This is a genomic window from Methylorubrum aminovorans (assembly GCF_022179725.1).
GTDB lineage: Bacteria > Pseudomonadota > Alphaproteobacteria > Rhizobiales > Beijerinckiaceae > Methylobacterium > Methylobacterium aminovorans.
This window is the reverse complement of sequence record NZ_BPRC01000001.1, coordinates 821352-838136: the sequence shown is the minus strand read 5'-3', so window position 1 is coordinate 838136 and position 16785 is coordinate 821352. Positions and strand designations below refer to the sequence as shown.

The following is a 16785-nucleotide window of genomic DNA, read 5'->3' as shown; positions in this document are numbered from 1 at the left end:
AAACGGGATGGATCCGAAGCGCATCGCCCTGGCGGGCTGTGCTTCCCAGGCTTCGTCCCGTGTCCCGCCGCATATAAGAAGACGGCTACGCCGCCGCAAGAACGGCGCCGAACGGTTGAGCGACGGTTGCCATCCTCCGCCGCGTCAAGGCGATTTTCGGAATGAGGTCCGTCGGGAGAGGCTTGTTTGTTGCCAGGCTGCCACGTCCGCGCCACGGGTGACGTGGTATGACGACGGCACATGGCCCGTGAAGTGGCTTCAAACCGGGAGGCCGACGGCCTGATGTTCCTGCCCGTCTCCGAGAGAATGTCCGCGCGCAAGGCCTGGAGGACGGCGCGCCCGGCTCGTGCCGCGACCGGGACGCTGCTCGTGCTCGCCGGCCTGGCTGTGACGCCGTCCACCCCGGCGCGGGCGCAGAATTTCTTCGAGGAGCTGTTCGGTATCGGGCGGGCGGCGCGCCCGCCGCAGCCGCCGCGCAACGTGCCCGTCCAGCCGCCGCCGCAACCGGTCGAGCCGGGTGCGCCCGTCCCCGGCGAGGGGGCCGAGACGCGGCCGAGCGCGCCGGCCCAGCCGCGCCAGCCGGTGGTGCTGCGCGTGCCGGCCGAGGACAACGTCGCCGGGCAGGAACTGCTGCTGAACGGGCTGAAAGGCTCCCTGAAGATCGAGCGGAACGGCGCGGCCTACACGGCGCTGATGAGCCTGCCGGGCACCAAGATCTCGCAGCCGACCGAGACTTGCACGGTCAAGCTCAACGAGGGCAGGCCGGTGCCGCTGAGCGCCGAGGGCCGCGCGCAGGGCGTCTCCCGCTTCTCGGTGGCGAGCGCCGAATGCCCGCTGCGCTTCGAGATCCTCGACGGCAGCGTGCTCGCCACGCCGCTGGGCTCGGGACCGGCCTGCACCTTCACCGCGGCGGATTGCGAGACAACCCCGTCGGGCCTGTGGGGGCCGGGCGCTGCAAGCCTGATCCCGCAGGCGGGTGAGTTCGACACTGCCCGCGGCGTCGCCGACAAGGCGGTGCGCGACAATTACAAGATCATGACCCAGCGCTCGCGCGGCAGCGATATCCGGCCGATCGTGCAGGAGCAGGCGGCCTTCTCCTCCGACCGCGAGCAGGCGTGCCGGACCTATGCCCGCGAGGGGGCGCACGGCTATTGTCACCTGCGCTTCACCGAGGCGCGGGCGATCGCGCTCGCGGCACGGCTCGGCGCCAACACGGCCGCGCCGACCGCCGCTAACACGGCGCCGCGGCCCCGCCGCAGTCGCGCTCCGGTCGAGGGCATGAACCCGGATTCGCCGGGAGCGGAGCCCTTCGCCGAACAGTAGGGTCGGTCGCCGCCCGCAACGATGGCGGGCATCCGCGGTGGGGTCGGAGCTGTCGTCGCACGGGTGGAACCCGGCGTTTCACCTTTGTGTTGCGCCGAGGTCACCCAAAGCGAGCCCGGCCATGCCCGACCAGAAGATCGAAGCCTATACCGACCCGGCCGGCGGATGGGGCTCGGCCCGCTCCCTCGTCGAGATCCTGACCCGCGAGGAGATCCCGGCGTCCGGCGCGGCGATGCTGATGAAGCAGAACAAGCCGGGCGGCTTCATGTGCGTGTCCTGCGCCTGGTCGAAGCCGGCCAAGCCCGCAACCTTCGAGTATTGCGAGAACGGCGCCAAGGCGACCGCCTGGGAACAGACGCGCAAGCGCATCGGGCCCGACTTCTTCGAGCGCCACTCGGTCACCGAGCTTCTGACTTGGGCCGATTACGACCTTGAGGAGAAGGGGCGCATCACCCATCCCTTGCGCTACGATCCGCAGCGCGACCGCTACCTTCCCGTCTCCTGGGAGCAGGCCTTCGAGGAGATCGGCCGCGAGCTGAAGGCCATCCGCGAGGAGGATCCGAAGGCCGCGGTGTTCTACTCCTCGGGCCGGGCCTCGCTGGAGACGAGCTACATGTACGCGCTGTTCGCGCGCATGTACGGCAACAACAACCTGCCCGACTCCTCCAACATGTGTCACGAATCGACCTCGAAAGCGCTGCCGCAATCGATCGGTGTGCCGGTCGGGACAACGGTTCTGGAGGATTTCGAAGCCACCGACCTGATCCTGTTCTTCGGCCAGAACGTCGGCTCGAATTCGCCGCGGATGCTGCACCCGCTGCAGGATGCCCGGCGGCGGGGTGTTCCGATCATCACCTTCAATCCGCTGCGGGAGCGCGGGCTCGAACGCTTCACCAACCCGCAATCGCCGATCGAGATGCTGACGCGGTCCTCGACGCAGATCTCGACCCAGTACCATCAGGTGAAGGCGGGCGGCGACATCGCGGCAATTGCCGGAATCTGCAAGGCGCTGTTCGCCATGGACCGGCAGGCGCAAAACGAGGGGCGCCCGCGCGTCCTCGATATCGACTTCCTCAGCGAGCACACCCACGGCTTCGAGAAATTCGAGAAATTCTGTGACCGGCTCGAATGGCCGGCGTTGGAGGCGAAGTCCGGCCTGAAGCGCGAGGGGATGGAGGCGGCTGCCGCCGTCTACGCCCGTGCGCGGGCGGTGATCGGCATCTACGGCATGGGCCTGACCCAGCACCGCCGCGGCACCGAGACGGTGCAGATGTTCGTCAACCTGCTGCTGCTGCGCGGCAATATCGGCCGCCCCGGCGCCGGTATCTGCCCCGTGCGCGGTCACTCGAACGTGCAGGGCCAGCGCACCGTCGGCATCGCCGATGAGCCGTCGCTTGTGCCCCTCGACAAGCTCAAGGCGATGTACGGCTTCGAGCCGCCGACCGAGAAGGGGATGAACACGATCGAGACCTGTGAGGGGGTCATCGCCGGCAAAGTGAAGGCATTCATCGGGCTTGGTGGCAATTTCATCCGGGCGGTCCCCGACACGCAGCGGATGGAGGAGGCGTGGCGCGGGATTCGACTCACCGTGCAGGTCTCGACCAAGCTCAACCGCTCGCACCTCGTTCACGGCGAGATCGCCTACATCCTCCCTTGCCTTGGGCGGATCGAGATCGATGAGCAGGCCAGCGGCCCGCAGGCCGTGTCGATGGAGGACTCGACCTCCTGCTTCCACGGCTCGCGCGGCGTGGCTTCGCCGATCAGCGACCATGTGCGTTCCGAGCCCTGGATCGTCGCGCAATTCGCCAAGGCGACGCTGGCCCCAAACCCGAAGGTCGATTGGAACGCCTGGGTCGGCGACTATGCCAAGGTGCGTGACGCCATCGAGGCGACCTACCCGGAGAAGTTCAAGGACTTCAACGCGCGCCTGTTCGAGCCCGGCGGACTGCACAAGCCGCTCGCCGCCCGCGAGCGCAAATGGGAAACGCAGACCGGAAAAGCCAACTTCGTGGTGCCGCCGGACGGGCTCGACATGGATCCGGACATGAAGAGCGACCGGCGCGACGTGCTCGACCTCATCACGCTGCGCTCGAACGACCAGTTCAACACCACGATCTACGGCTACCACGATCGCTTTCGCGGCGTGAAAGGCACCCGGCAGATCCTGTTCATGAACGAGAACGACATCGAGCGCCTGCAACTCGCCGACGGCGAGACCGTCGATGTCGTGACCGAAGCCGCCGACGAGTTCGCCCGGGAGGTGAAGGGTCTGAGGATCGTCAAGTACGACATCCCCGAGGGGAATTGTGCCGGCTACTACCCGGAACTGAACGTGCTGATTCCGCTCTGGCACCACGACGCCCAGGCAAAGGTCCCGGCGGCCAAGGCGATTCCCGTGCGGATCGCCAAGGCGGCGGAACTGGCCGTGCGGGATTGAGGCCGCAGCCGCCTGGCTGAAGCCAGACGGCACACGATGAGCGATCACTTATATTGCACGATGTGCAAATCATCACTTGTACACCGTGCAAACCGAGCGCACTCATGATGGTGTGACCAGGCGGTCACGCCTTTGGAGTGATGCCATGTTGACGCTGTTGCGAACGCTTGCCCGCGGCGCCGACGCCCAGGCCTGCGAGGAGGCCCACGACCGCCACGCCCTCCTCGTCCTCGATCAGCAGATCCGCGAGACCGCCGCCGACTTGGAGCGGAGCCGGCGGACGCTGGCTGCGGCGATGGCCGGGGACGCCGCCGAGGCCCGCCGGTTGGCCGAAGTCGAGGCGCGCGTGGAGGATCTCGAAGCCCGCGCCGTGGCCGCCCTCGCGGCGGGCCGTGAGGATCTCGCCCGCGAGGCGGCCCAAGCCATAGCAAGCCTCGAAGCTGAGCGGGACGCACTCCGCGCCGCGCAGGCGACCTTCGCCGCGGAAGTGACGCGGATGCGCACGGTGCTCGCTGACGCGACCCGGCGCCAGGCGGCTCTTGAGCGCGGGCGCCGGGTTGCGGCAGCCGCGGAAGCCGTCCGGCGTCTGCGCGGGCGGCAGAGCGTGGGCGGAAATGCCAGCCTGCGCGAGGCGGAGGCCACCCTGGACCGGCTCCAGCGAATCCAGGCCGAGGCGACGGATGCCGATGCGGCACTCGCCGCGATCGAGACGCCCGAGGAAACGATTGCCGAGCGCCTCGAACGCGCGGGCTTCGGGCCTCGGACCCGTCCCTCCTCCGACGACGTGCTGGCCCGCCTGCGCGGCCGCGCGGAGGCCGAGCACGCCGCCGCCGTCTGATCTCCCCTCCCCTTTCAAGGAACAAAGCCATGTCCCAAGAAACGGCGCAGCATACCGGCGCCTGGGTCGTCTTCACCCAAGCCTCCTTCGTCGCCTCCGCCGCGCTGGTCGGCTTCGGCATCCTGTTCATGCCCCTCGACTTCTGGATGAAGGGGTATCTCGCCATGGGCACCGTGATGCTGATCCAGTCCTGCATCACCGCCACCAAGACGCTCCGCGACGTCCATGAGGGGCGTCGCATGGTCAACCGCATCGAGGATGCCCGCACCGAGCGCCTACTGATGTCGGTCGGCAAGGAGTGACGAACGAGATGAGGTGAGACGGCGCGCGAGGGAGACTCGACGCGCGCCCGCGACGGTCCATATTCGGTGGCATGGACAGTTCGGACGGAGCTCACGCGCGGCGGCAGGCGATCATCGATCGCTTGCTCAGCGACGCCCTGCGCCCGGCCGGCGGCATCGTGCTGCCGAGCCACGACGCCCTGCCGGCCGACATCCGCATGACGGTCGACCGCCTGCTGGCCAAGGCGGATGCCGAGCGCCGCCGCTCGCTGACCTACGACGACCTCGAAGAAGCGCTGCCGCCCCGCGATGTGACCGCCGACGATCTAGAGGCGATCTTCTGGGTGCTGGCGGAGTATGGGATCGAACTGGACGAGGGCGACTGAGAGGGCCTTACGAAACTCCCGCTCGCCGGCGGTTTCGCCTCGGCAGTGGGCAGTGCGGCGGGCGTTCTGTGAGCGACGCTAACCCTCGGCCCCCTGGAGCAGCCGCGCCGCCGCCGCGCGGGCCTCGTCGGTGACGGTGGCGCCGGCCAGCATCCGGGCGATCTCTTCCCGGCGCGCATCTGCTGCGAGCCCGACCACCCGGGTCATGACCCGCTCGGAGCCCTTCTCCGCGCCCTTGGCCGCCTTCCCCTTCACGCTGTCCTTGGCGATACGGAAATGTGTCGAGGCGCGAGCGGCCACCTGCGGCGCGTGCGTCACCGCCACCACCTGAACCTGTTCCGAGAGACGGCCGAGCCGTGCGCCGATGGCGTCGGCCACCGCGCCACCGAGGCCGGTATCGATCTCGTCGAAGATCAGGGTCGGCGCCGAACCCTTGCCGGCCAGCACCACCTTGAGCGCCAGCATGAAGCGGGACAGCTCGCCGCCCGAGGCCACCTTCATCATCGGTCCGGCGCGGGTGCCGGGATTGGTCTGCGCCCAGAACTCGACCCGCTCGGTGCCGGCGGCATCGCGCGAGGCCTCGTCCACGGTGATCTGGGTGATGAAGCGGGCGCCCTCCAGCTTCAGCGGCGGCAGCTCGGCCTGGACCGCCGCGTCGAGGGCTTTAGCCGCCTTGCGCCGCCCGTCGCCGAGCTTCTTCGCGGCCTGGGCATAGGCGGCTTCCGCGGCGTCCAACTCCGCTTCGAGCCCGGAGAGCGCCTGCTCCCCGGCATCGAGTGCGGCCACATCCGCATCGTAGCGGCTGCGCAGGTCGGCCAAATCGTCGGCCGGCACCGAATACTTCCGAGAGGCCGCGCGCAGGGCGAACAGGCGTTCCTCCACCCGCTCCAGCTCCCGCGGGTCGAACTCGGCCGCGAGCACCGCCGCGTCGAGGGCGGCACGGGCCTCGTCCAGCGCAACGAGGGCGGCGTCGAGCGCTGCGATGCTCGGATCGACCAGACTCGGCACGGTCGCGCTGCGTCGTTCCAGCCGGCGCACAGCGGAGGAAAGGTGCGGCACCAGCGAGCCGGAGCCGCCGACGAGGTCGAGCGCCTCGTTCAGCTCGCGGGCGACCTTCTCGCCCTGCTGCATCACCGTGCGGCGCTCGGCGAGCATCGCTTCCTCGCCCGCTTGTGGGTCGAGGGTGCCGAGTTCCTCGACCGCGTGACGAAGGAAATCGGCCTCCTTCTGCGCCGCTTCGACCCTCGCGCGCTGCTCGGACAGGGTGGTGCGAGCGGCGCGCACGCGTTTGGCCGCAGCGGCGACCTGATTGAGCGGACCCTGCAACCCGCCGAAGGCGTCGAGGATGGAGCGGTGGGTGGTGGGGTCGGCGAGCGCCCGGTCGTCGTGCTGGCCGTGGATCTCAACGAGCGCCGTGCCGATCGCCCGCATCGTCTGCACGCCGACCGGCTGGTCGTTGACGAAAGCGCGGGTGCGCCCGTCGGCGAACTGGGTGCGGCGCAGGATCAGGTCGCCGTCGGTGTCGATCTCGGCCGCCGCGGCGACGGCACGGGCGGGATGATCGGCCGCTACGTCGAACACGGCGGTGACGCCGCCCTGCGCCTCGCCCTGCCGCACGAGCCCGCCATCGCCGCGCCCCCCGAGCGCCAGGGCGAACGCGTCAAGCAGGATCGATTTGCCCGCACCGGTCTCGCCCGTGAGAACGGTGAGCCCCCCGGAGAAGGTCAATTCGAGCTTGTCGATCAGAACGATGTCGCGGATCGCGAGCTGGACGAGCATGAAGCGGCGCCAGAGCCCCTTTTGGATTGTGCGCGGGTGTAGCCGCAAGCCACGGAGACTTCACCCGGAAAGTGCGGGGTCCCGGCCGAGGATGGCACAGAGTCGCCGGTACTCGGCCTCGAACGGCGCGTCGAACGCGCGGATGGCGTGGTCCTCCGTCTCGTTGCGGTCGAGCACCTCGAAACGCGCCAGCGTCTCGTCGCGCAGGCGGCCGGGATGGCCGTTGGGGAAGTTCGCATCCCCGCGCCGCATCCGCGCCTGGAATTCCGGCAGCGTCTTGCACTGATAGTGGTTGATCTGCACGCCCTCATAAACGACGCGGTCCGACGTCCCGTCCGAGGTGTTGGCAAAGCCCCTTCCGTCCGACAACACCCGCCGGCCGCGATGGTGGCAGACATCGTGGATGCGCACGGCCGAGATGTCTCGGGCGCGCGCCAGCGTCTTGAAGTGATAGTGGTTGCCCCAGCCGTGCGGCGCGCAGCGGGTGAAGGCGCGGGTGATCAACCCGTAGCCCGGTTCCGTATGGCCGGAGGAGCCGAAACTGCGCCAGTTCACATGCAGGCTCGATACGTCTTCGGGCAGCGAGCCGATCAGGCCGGCCATATCGGCATGGCCGAACGGCACGAGGAACTCGTCGAGGTCGAGATACATCACCCAGGGCGTCGCGAGACCCGTCAGGGCGTGGTGATAGGCCAGCACCTGCGCCGAATTGTCGAGGGGTGACGGCCAGGGAATACGTCGCAGCCGCAGATCGCGGGGGCTCAGCGCCTTGAACAGGGCGCGGGTATCGTCCTGGCTCTCGTTGTCATAGACGACGATGCGGTCGAAGCCGATCGCGAGATGATGAGCGAGCCACTCGACGAGATAGGTACCCTCGTTGCGGGCAATCGCGACCAGGGTCACCGCGTCGGGCTTCTTGCGCAGGCTATGGTCGGCGAGGGCTCTGCGCCAGCGCAGAATGGCCTTCATGGCAGGCAGCGTGTCCTGGAATCTGCCGACGGGTCGGGGGGTGGAAACGGGCGGGGCGGCTTCACCGCAAGCATGCGAGCTCCCTGCCCTCTCCGTCACGGTAAGCGAGCCTTCGAAGCCGCTCATACGGAGTTTGGTCGCTCGCTTCGGGTCTCGCCGCGCGCTGCCGCCGGGAACGCCAGAGCATCGCCCAGGATACAGGATCCGGGACGATGCTCTGGCTCTGACTTTTACATCAGCGTTGTCCGAAAGCCGGAAGCGACCGTTCGGAACGACGCTCCAGCGTCGTCAGTCAGCAGCGGCGGTCCGCCCGATCACGCCGCGATAGATCTTGCTGAGCCAGGAGGACTTCTCCTCTCGCGGCTCCAGGCCGCCGGTCTGCAGGAGCTTGTAGGCATCCTGGTACCAGGGGCTGTCGGGGAAGTTGTGGCCGAGCACGGCCGCCGCGGTCTGCGCCTCGGCGGTGAGGCCGAGTGCCATGTAGGCCTCGACCAAGCGCTCCAGCGCCTCCTCGGCGTGGCGGGTCGTCTGGTACTTGCTGACCACGTCGCGGAAGCGGTTGATCGCGGCCGGGAAGGCGCGCTTCTGAAGGTAGAAGCGCCCGACCTCCATCTCCTTGCCGGCGAGCTGGTCGCGGGTGATCTGGATCTTGGCCTTGGCGTCGGCGGCGTATTCCGACGTCGGGTACTTCTGCACCAGTTCCTGGAGGGCGACGAGGGCGCGCTCGGAGCGCTCCTGATCGCGGGTCACGTCCGGAATCTGCTTATACTGCGACATCGCCATCAGGTACTGGGCGTAGGCCGCGTCCTTGCTCGCCGGGTGGCGCTGCAGGTAGCGCTTCGAGGCGGTGATCGCGTCGTCGTATTTCGCGCTCTCGTAGTTCGCGTAAGCCGTCATCAGCAGGCCTTTCCGCGACCAGTCGGAATAGGTGTACTGCTTGTCGAGCTGCTCGAACTGCTTGGCGGCGTTCTCGTAGTCCTTGTCCTCCATCTTCGCCAAGCCCTCGCTGTAGAGCTTGTCAGCCGGCGTGTCCGGCACCGCCTCGGGCTTGTACTTCTCGGCGAAGAGGTTGGTCGGGTCGAGGGCATCGCAGCCGCCGAGACCGAGGCCGAGGCTGAGGAGCACGGCCGCCATCGCGCCACGGGTCGGGAAGGTCAGAGGCATCGCGGTCAAATTCCCTGTCAGGCCCGGCCGCTTCGAGGCGGCGCGACCTACGCGCAGGCTTTCACGGGTGGAGGCCGATTCGGGCGCCAAAACGGCAAGACGGCGGAGACCGTTAAGGGATTCCGCCGAAAACGTGGATCGAGGGCCGATGTGGCGCGGCGGTTACAGTTCCGCGGCGAAGGCGGCGATGCCGAGGCCGAACTCGGCGCGGGCCGGCTCCCGGCGGGTGCCCTGACCTTCGACGATGGCGTAATTCGCGCGGTCGGCGAACAGGGCTTCGAGGATGCCGACATTCATGCGGTGGCCGCCGCAATAGGAGCGGTAGGCACCCTGGATCGGCAGGCCGGCCAGCGCGAGGTCGCCGACCGCGTCGAGGAACTTGTGGCGGACGAACTCGTCCGCGAAACGCAGGCCTTCCGGATTGACCACGGCGGTCTCGCCGACGGCGACCGTGTTGTCGAGGGAGGCGCCGAGGGCGAAGCCCGCCTTCCAGTAGCGCTCCACGTCCTTCATCATGCCGAAGGTGCGGGCGGGGGCGATCTCGCGGCGGTAGGCGGCCGGGGTCAGATCCATCGCCTTGCGCGAGCGGCCGATCACCGGGGATTCGAAGTCGATCTCCACGTCGAGGCGGAAGCCGCGGTCGATCGGGCGGAGCTCGGCGAAGGCGCGGCCGGCCTCGATGCGGACGGGCTGAAGCACCTTGATCCAGCGGCGCGGCGCGCCGCAGGTGGTGAGGCCGACGCTGTCGATGGCGGTGACGAAGGGGCGGGCGCTGCCGTCGAGGATCGGCATCTCGGGGCCGTCGATCTCGATCAGCGCGTTGTCGACGCCCAGGCCGTAGAGGGCCGACATCAGGTGTTCGATGGTGGCGACGGCGCCGGTCTCGACGTCACCGATGACGGTGCACAGCTCGGTGGCGGAGACGCAGGCGAAGTGGGCCTTGATGAGCCGGTCGTTGCCGGTGGTGGTGCCCGTCCGGAGGAAGGCGATACCGTGGTTGGCTTTGGCGGGGTGGATCGTGATCTCTGCCGGGTTGCCGGAGTGGACTCCGATTCCGGTGAGGGTCACGGACGTTTTGAGCGTTGTTTGTTGGTTCGTCCGCATACCTTAGCCCTCGGCCAGGATCCTTCCCGCGCATCCCCGTCTAGGGGCGCGGTGTGGGAAAGTCCGTCCGCTGCTTGAAGCCTCTGCGAGCGCTGCCGGTCGGTCGACCAAGCGCGCCTTCTGTCGTTCCGGCATGGTGTATAGCTGTGGCAAACAGGGCGGCCAAATCACGGATTCTTACGTTCTGTTACAGCCACGGTTTCGCCACGATCTTTGAAAAGCATTTTGTGATCAGTGTCTTAACAAGTAGATAAACCCGGGATCTTGCGATCCCGGGTCTGTTGCCGAAACACCTCACCGACGGCCGATGGGGGCAGGGTTGCCCCCATCAATCCACAGCCGAAACGCTTTTCGGTTCGCGCCTCAGTTCGCTTGGCGACGGAGGAAAGCGGGGATTTCGAGCTGGTCGTCTTCCATCATCCGCGGCGGCAGGGCGCGGCCCTGCGCATCCAGGTTGCCCTGGGCCGGGCGGTATTGCGGCGCCTGGGGCGCGGGCGCCCGCAGGGCCGGCTCGACGCGCGGTGCGGCGACCGGGGCCGGAGCGGCGGCGCGGGCGGGCTGCGCCGGTGCCGGCTCGGCCTCTTCGCGGCGGCCGCCGAAGCCGACCGTCGCGAGCCGGCGCAGCAGGGTCATCCGCTTGGAGTCCTGGCTCGGCTCCGGCTGGGTCTCCTCGCCACGGCTCTTGAGGATCTGCGCCTGGGTGTGGGGCGGCAGGTCCGAGATCTGCGGCATGCGCGGCGGGCGGGCGAGCTGCGGACGCGGCGGCACGTAGGGGCCGTTCGCGACCGGAGCCGGCTCGTGGGCCTGGACCGGGGCCGGCGGCTCGTAGGCCGGGACGGCGGAGCGGGCCGGGGCCTGGGTCAGCACGACGTCGTGGTGATGCATCGCCGGGGCGGGCTCGGCGCGCATCGGCTCGGGCGCCACCGGTTCCGACAGCATGGCACGCGGGCCCGCGTTCGGGGCGAGCAGCGGCTCAGGGGCCGACATGCGGGGCGCCGGCTGATGCAGCGACGCGTGCCCGCTCTGCTGCACCGGCTGGTGCGTCGAGGCGGGGCTCAGCGCGGCGGAGGCGCGGGCGCGGGCCTCGGAGCGCAGGCGCTCGGCGACCTCGGCGATGCGCTGCTCGGTCTGAGCGATCTCCGGGTTGTTCGGAGAATCGGCCGAGATCAGCGCCGGCTCGATGCCGGTGGCGACGACGGACACGCGGATGATGCCGTCGAGGCTCTCGTCGAAGGTGGCGCCGAGGATGATGTTGGCGTCGGAATCGACCTCCTCGCGGATGCGGGTGGCAGCCTCGTCGAGCTCGTACAGGGTGAGGTCGGAGCCGCCGGTGATCGAGATCAGCAGGCCGCGGGCGCCCTTCATCGATACGTCGTCGAGGAGCGGGTTGGCGATGGCCGCTTCCGCCGCGCGGTTGGCGCGGTTCTCGCCGGATGCCTCGCCGGTGCCCATCATCGCCTTGCCCATGCCGCGCATGATCGCGCGCACGTCGGCGAAGTCGAGGTTGATCAGGCCTTCCTTGACCATCAGGTCGGTGATGCAGGCGACACCTGAGTAGAGCACCTGGTCGGCCATCGCGAAGGCGTCGGCGAAGGTGGTCTTCTCGTTGGCGACCCGGAACAGGTTCTGGTTCGGGATGACGATCAGGGTGTCGACCGCCGCCTGAAGCTCTTGGATGCCGGCCTCGGCCGTGCGCATCCGGCGCATGCCCTCGAACTGGAACGGCTTCGTCACGACGCCGACCGTCAGGATGCCCATGTCACGCGCCGCGCGGGCGATGACCGGGGCCGCGCCGGTGCCGGTGCCGCCGCCCATGCCGGCGGTGATGAAGGCCATGTGCGCGCCCGAGAGCTGGTCGCGGATCTCGTCGATGACCTCCTCGGCCGCCGCGGAGCCGACTTCCGGGTGCGAGCCGGCACCGAGGCCCTGCGTCACGCCGATGCCCATCTGGATCACCCGCTCGGCCTTCGAGGAGGTGAGCGCCTGGGCGTCGGTGTTGGCCACGACGAACTCGCAGCCGAGCAGGCCCGACTCGATCATGTTGTTGACGGCGTTGCCGCCCGCGCCGCCGACGCCGAACACGGTGATGCGGGGCTTGAGTTCCCGGATGTCCGGAGCCTGAAGAGAGATGGCCATGTGGTCTTGCCCTTCGTGACTTTCGATTGCCTGAACGACGCCTTGCGACGCCTGCCCTGTCTTGCTTGTCCCACGCTGGCCTCGCGGCGGCGCGGGGTCGTTTCTTTGGAGCCGTTGCCCGTCCCGTCAGGCCGGGAACGCCCCCAAGTCATTGTCTTGAGGCGATATCGTCACGCGAACCGGACCCGCTTCGCGCGAAATCGCTCTAGAAACTTTCCCGGATCCAGCGACCGACCCGCGAGATGTAGCCGTCCGTTCCCGTGCCGGCGAAGGCGCCCTGCCCCCGCGGCTCGAAATGCTCCGCATGCGCGACCTGCGGGTAGACCAGCAGGCCGACCGAGGCCGAGAAGGCGGGCCCCTTGGCGGCTTCCGGCAGGCCGCGGATGCCGAGCGGACGCCCGATCCGGACCTGTCCCTGAAGGATGCGGCGAGCCGTCTCCGGCAAGCCGACGAGCTGGCTCGCACCGCCCGTGAGCACCACCCGGCGACCGGCCTGGGCGCCGAAGCCCGCCCCACGCAGGCGGTCGCGCACGAGTTCGAGCACCTCCTCGACCCGCGGCTTGACGATGCGCACGAGCTGAGAGCGCGGCACGTGGCCGGGGGCCTCGCCCTCGTCCTCGCCGACGCCGTGCACGGCAATCATGTCCCGCTCGTCCGAGGCCGTGGCGATGGCCGAGCCGTAGAGGGTCTTCAGCCGCTCGGCGACGGAGACGCGGGTCGAGAGCCCGCGGGCGATGTCCATGGTGACGTGATGGCCGCCGACCGCGACCGCGTCGCAATGGACGAGGTGGCCGCCCATGAAGACGCCGACGCTGGTGGTGCCGCCGCCCATGTCGACCACGGCGCAGCCGAGTTCCGCCTCATCGTCCACGAGCGCCGAAAGACCGGCGGCGTAGGGCGTGGCGATCACCGCGTCGACGCCGAGATGGCAGTGTTCGACTGCCAGCATCAGGTTGCGCGCGGCCGCCGCCTCCGCGGTGACGACGTGGAGATCGACGCCGAGCGCATTACCGATCATGCCGGACGGGTCGATCACCGCGCCCTGGCCGTCCAGCGCGTAGCCGGTCGGCAGGGCGTGCAGCACGGCCCGGCCCGGGCTGACGCCGTGGGCGCTCGCGGTCTCCAGAACGCGCTCGACATCGGCGCCAGTGACGGTGCCGGAGCGGACGTTCACCCGCGCCTCGAAATGCTGCGAGGCGATGCGCCCGCCGGAAATATTGACGATGACCGATTGGACCTCGGCCTTGGCCATCCGCTCAGCGGCGTGGACCGCCTGACGGATCGCGCCCTCGGCGGCTTCCAGATCGACGATGGCGCCACCCTTGAGCCCGAGCGAGCGCTGGTGGCCGATGCCGATGATGCGGGCGAGATGGGTGCGGCCGCGCAGGGTCGACATCGCCTCGGCCGGCTGCAGCTCGGCGATGAGGCACACGACCTTACTAGTGCCGATGTCGAGCACCGACATCGTCGCGCTCCGGCGGGCGGAGAGCGGTTTCAGGCGCGGCGTGAGGCCGTGATGGGTCTGCATCGGACGCTACTCGGCGGATACGCGACAGGACACGGAGGAGAGTGCGGCGGGGCGGAACGCGATCATGTCGCGGTCCCCTTCTTCGGCTTCTTGCGGCTCTCGGCCCGGGTGGCCGCGGCCTCCTCGGTCAGGCGCACCACGACGCGATCGGCCATGCGCAGGTCGACCGCGATGATGTCCTTCTCCAGAATCTTGCTCTCCCGCTCGAGCCGCACCAGCCGCGCCAGCGCCTCGGCGGGGGCGGCCTCGGGCAGGCGGATGTCGACGCCGTCGAGCTTGAGCGTCCAGCGCCGGCCGGAGACATAGGTGCCGGCGCGGATGCGCGAGCCGAGCGGACCGGCCGCCTCGATCAGCGCGAGATATTCCTTGAGGCGCTCGTTGGCTCCCGCCCCGACGACGAGCGGCAGGTTGACGTAGCGCTCGTCGCGCAGGTCGTCGATCACCTTGCCGTCGGCGGCAATCACCTGGATCTCGCCGTTCTGCTGCCACAGGGCGGCCGGCTCGCGCTCGACTTGGTTGATGACGATCTCGTTGGGGTAGAGCTTGCGCACGGAGGCGCTGGCGATCAGCTTCTCGGCGAGCAGACGGTCGCGCACCGCATCGACGTCGAGGAACGGCACGGAGGAGCGCCAGTCGATGCCCGCGGTGCTCAGCACCTCGCGCTCGTACATCCGCGACAGGCCGGTAATGGTCACCCGCTCGACGCCGAAGCCGGCGATTCGGGCGAGGATATCGAGCGGACGGCCGTTCTCGGCAACGAAGCTGTCGTAGCGTCCGCTCATGACGAAGCCGGTCAGCGCGACGGTGCCGGCGAGCCCGGCGACCAGCGCCGTGCCCGCGAGCCGCGGCACGCGCGCCTCGATCGGCACCGCCGGCCGCAGCCGACGCGCCGACGAGAACCGCCTGAGGATCCGAGGAAGCCGTAGCCCCGCGAGGATCCCGCCGCTGCCGGACGTGCCGGCGGCGTTCAGCGGTTGAGAGAAGCGTCCTCCACCATCCATCGGACGAGTTCACCGAAACTCAGGCCTGCGTGGGCCGCGATCTCCGGCACAAGGCTCGTCTGGGTCATCCCTGGCTGCGTGTTGACCTCCAGAACGACGAGGGCACCGGTTCCTCCCGGTGTGTCGTCGTAGCGAAGGTCGGCACGGCTGACGCCACGGCATCCCAGTGCTTGATGCGCCGTTAACGCCAACTCTTGGACACGCTGGTAAATATTTAGTTTAAGATCGGCGGGGAGGACGTGGATCGACCCGCCTCCGGCGTACTTAGCCTCGAAGTCGTACCACTCCCCCGAGACGGGCTTGATCTCGGTCACTCCGAGCGCCCGGTCGCCCAGCACGGCGCAGGTCAGCTCGCGGCCGGCAACGTAAGTCTCTGCAAGCACTTCCTCGCCGTAGACCCATTCGTCGGAGGCCAGGATCTGGGGCGGATGCGAGCGTTCGTCGCGCACGATGATGACCCCCATGGAGGAGCCCTCGGCGATCGGCTTCACGACATAGGGAGGGGTTAACGGGTGTGACTTCGCCGCATCATGACGGTTAACGACCCGGCCCTCCGGAACGCTGACTCCGGCCGCCCGCATGACCAATTTGGCACGCTCCTTGTGCATCGCGAGCGCCGAGGCCAGCACGCCGGAATGGGTGTAGGGGATCTTCAGGATCTCCAGCAGGCCCTGGATCGTGCCGTCCTCGCCCGCCGGGCCATGGAGGGCGTTAAGCGCCGCGTCGGGCTTGAGCTCGGTCAGCACCGTCGCAATGTCGGGTCCGACATCGACGCGGGTGACGCGATACCCCTCCCCTTCCAGCGCCCCGGCGCAGGCATTGCCGGAGCGAAGCGAGATTTCCCGCTCGGAGGACCAGCCGCCCATCAGGACGGCGACGTGCTTGGACATCGGCTAGAGCCTTTCAGGGCTGATTGGGCGCCGCGGGCGCCGGATGGTGTGGGCGAGACAATCAGGCCTCCTCGCCGAGGAGCCGGTTACCGCGCAGTGCGACGCCGTCCTCGACGGTGATGCCGTGCCACCGGAGCCCGGCGAAGAACGTCGAAAAATCGGGACGGCGGAAGGTGATATCGCCGGACCGCTCGAACGACGTCGCGTCGAACAGCACCACCGACGGCTCGGGGACGGCGTCTGCGTAGTCGAGGCACAGCCAAAGGTCGAAGCCGTGATGGCTGATCGGGATCAGGCGGTCGATCCCCGGCAGAGCGGCGCGCCAGGATTCGTCTTCGCTGCCGAAATCGATCCCGTCACTGATCGCGCCGAGGGGTTCCAGCCTCTCCAGGGCGATCAGGCCGAAGCCCGGCAATACCGTCCGCCAGAGTTCATGGGCCTCGCTGACAGCTTCATCGCCCTCGAACCGCAGAGGCGCGTCGGCGACATCGGTGGCAAGGAAAAAGTCCGTCGGGCCGCCGTTCCGGCGCCGATAGAGCGCCCTGAGCGTCGCGGGCAGGCTCACCCCAAGGCGGGTTTCCACCGCGCGGATCGCTGCCTCCGGCTCGGCTGCCCCGTCCACGACTGGCGCGGCCCCTTCGAAGAACGTCTCGACCGTCGGCGGCTCGGGATCGATGAGGAGCAGCGGTTTCGGTTGCGGAGAAACGTCGCGGAGAGCGACGAAGCGCTTGGTGAGGCGGGTATGCGCCGCCTCGCTGCGACGCCGCAGGGCGGCGTAGGTTTCCCCGGAGAGATGGGCGCCCGGCTTCGCGCCGTCCCATTCGCGGTTGAGCCGGTCCCGCAGGCGCAGGATGTCACCGCCCGTGCGCGCCGCATCGGCCCCGGCCGTGATCTCGTCGACGAGTCGGCCGAGATGCTCCGCCAGGGCTGTCGGGTCGGTCGGGGCCAT

The 16785-nt window shown here is 69.0% G+C and carries 14 protein-coding genes; 5 read left to right on the top strand and 9 right to left on the bottom strand.

Annotated features, from left to right (window positions below; all coding sequences use genetic code 11):
- Positions 1–240 precede the first annotated feature (240 nt).
- The 5 genes from MFF24_RS03840 (at position 241) to MFF24_RS03820 (ending at position 5265) form a co-directional block, all read left to right on the top strand.
- The gene (locus MFF24_RS03840; RefSeq protein ID WP_238222482.1) at positions 241–1323 is read left to right on the top strand and encodes a hypothetical protein; all 1083 of its coding nucleotides are present in this window, start codon (positions 241–243) and stop codon (positions 1321–1323) included.
- A gap of 121 nt (positions 1324–1444) precedes the next feature.
- Entirely contained in the window at positions 1445–3760 is a 2316-nt protein-coding gene (locus tag MFF24_RS03835; protein WP_238222478.1) for an FdhF/YdeP family oxidoreductase, read from the top strand.
- 145 nt (positions 3761–3905) lie between these two features.
- Positions 3906–4598, top strand: coding sequence for a PspA/IM30 family protein (locus MFF24_RS03830; protein ID WP_238222476.1), 693 nt, complete (start codon positions 3906–3908; stop codon positions 4596–4598).
- Between the two features lie 29 nt (positions 4599–4627).
- Positions 4628–4900, top strand: coding sequence for a YiaA/YiaB family inner membrane protein (locus MFF24_RS03825; RefSeq protein ID WP_133088285.1), 273 nt, complete (start codon positions 4628–4630; stop codon positions 4898–4900).
- 71 nt (positions 4901–4971) lie between these two features.
- Positions 4972–5265, top strand: a complete 294-nt coding sequence (locus MFF24_RS03820; RefSeq protein WP_012254285.1) for an RNA polymerase sigma factor region1.1 domain-containing protein — start codon at positions 4972–4974, stop codon at positions 5263–5265.
- Positions 5266–5343: 78 nt separating this feature from the next.
- Here MFF24_RS03820 and recN read toward each other — a convergent pair whose 3' ends face one another.
- From recN to MFF24_RS03775, 9 genes are all read right to left on the bottom strand, one after another.
- Positions 5344–7044 carry a DNA repair protein RecN gene (recN, locus tag MFF24_RS03815; RefSeq protein ID WP_238222474.1) on the bottom strand — a complete coding sequence of 567 codons (1701 nt, stop codon included), beginning with the start codon at positions 7042–7044 and terminating at the stop codon, positions 5344–5346.
- A gap of 60 nt (positions 7045–7104) precedes the next feature.
- Entirely contained in the window at positions 7105–8013 is a 909-nt protein-coding gene (locus MFF24_RS03810) for a glycosyltransferase family 2 protein (protein ID WP_238222472.1), read from the bottom strand.
- A gap of 288 nt (positions 8014–8301) precedes the next feature.
- On the bottom strand, positions 8302–9177 hold the full coding sequence (locus tag MFF24_RS03805; RefSeq protein ID WP_108940795.1) for an outer membrane protein assembly factor BamD: 876 nt from the start codon (positions 9175–9177) through the stop codon (positions 8302–8304).
- Between the two features lie 162 nt (positions 9178–9339).
- A complete protein-coding gene (gene lpxC / locus MFF24_RS03800) occupies positions 9340–10281 on the bottom strand; it encodes a UDP-3-O-acyl-N-acetylglucosamine deacetylase (protein WP_133088289.1) in 942 nt (313 codons plus the stop codon).
- Between the two features lie 363 nt (positions 10282–10644).
- Positions 10645–12417 (bottom strand): cell division protein FtsZ, encoded by a 1773-nt coding sequence (ftsZ, locus tag MFF24_RS03795; protein ID WP_238222471.1) that lies wholly within the window; start codon positions 12415–12417, stop codon positions 10645–10647.
- A 205-nt stretch (positions 12418–12622) separates the two neighbouring features.
- Complete coding sequence (gene ftsA, locus MFF24_RS03790) at positions 12623–13945, bottom strand: cell division protein FtsA (protein WP_108940792.1); 1323 nt, start codon at positions 13943–13945, stop codon at positions 12623–12625.
- Positions 13946–14007: 62 nt separating this feature from the next.
- Positions 14008–14946, bottom strand: a complete 939-nt coding sequence (locus MFF24_RS03785; RefSeq protein WP_108940791.1) for a cell division protein FtsQ/DivIB — start codon at positions 14944–14946, stop codon at positions 14008–14010.
- Positions 14913–15836 (bottom strand): D-alanine--D-alanine ligase, encoded by a 924-nt coding sequence (locus MFF24_RS03780; RefSeq protein ID WP_238222469.1) that lies wholly within the window; start codon positions 15834–15836, stop codon positions 14913–14915. Before MFF24_RS03780 ends, MFF24_RS03785 begins: the two co-directional genes overlap by 34 nt.
- 61 nt (positions 15837–15897) lie before the next feature.
- Positions 15898–16785: an SMI1/KNR4 family protein gene (locus MFF24_RS03775; protein ID WP_238222467.1), complete on the bottom strand. Its 888-nt coding sequence runs from the start codon at positions 16783–16785 to the stop codon at positions 15898–15900.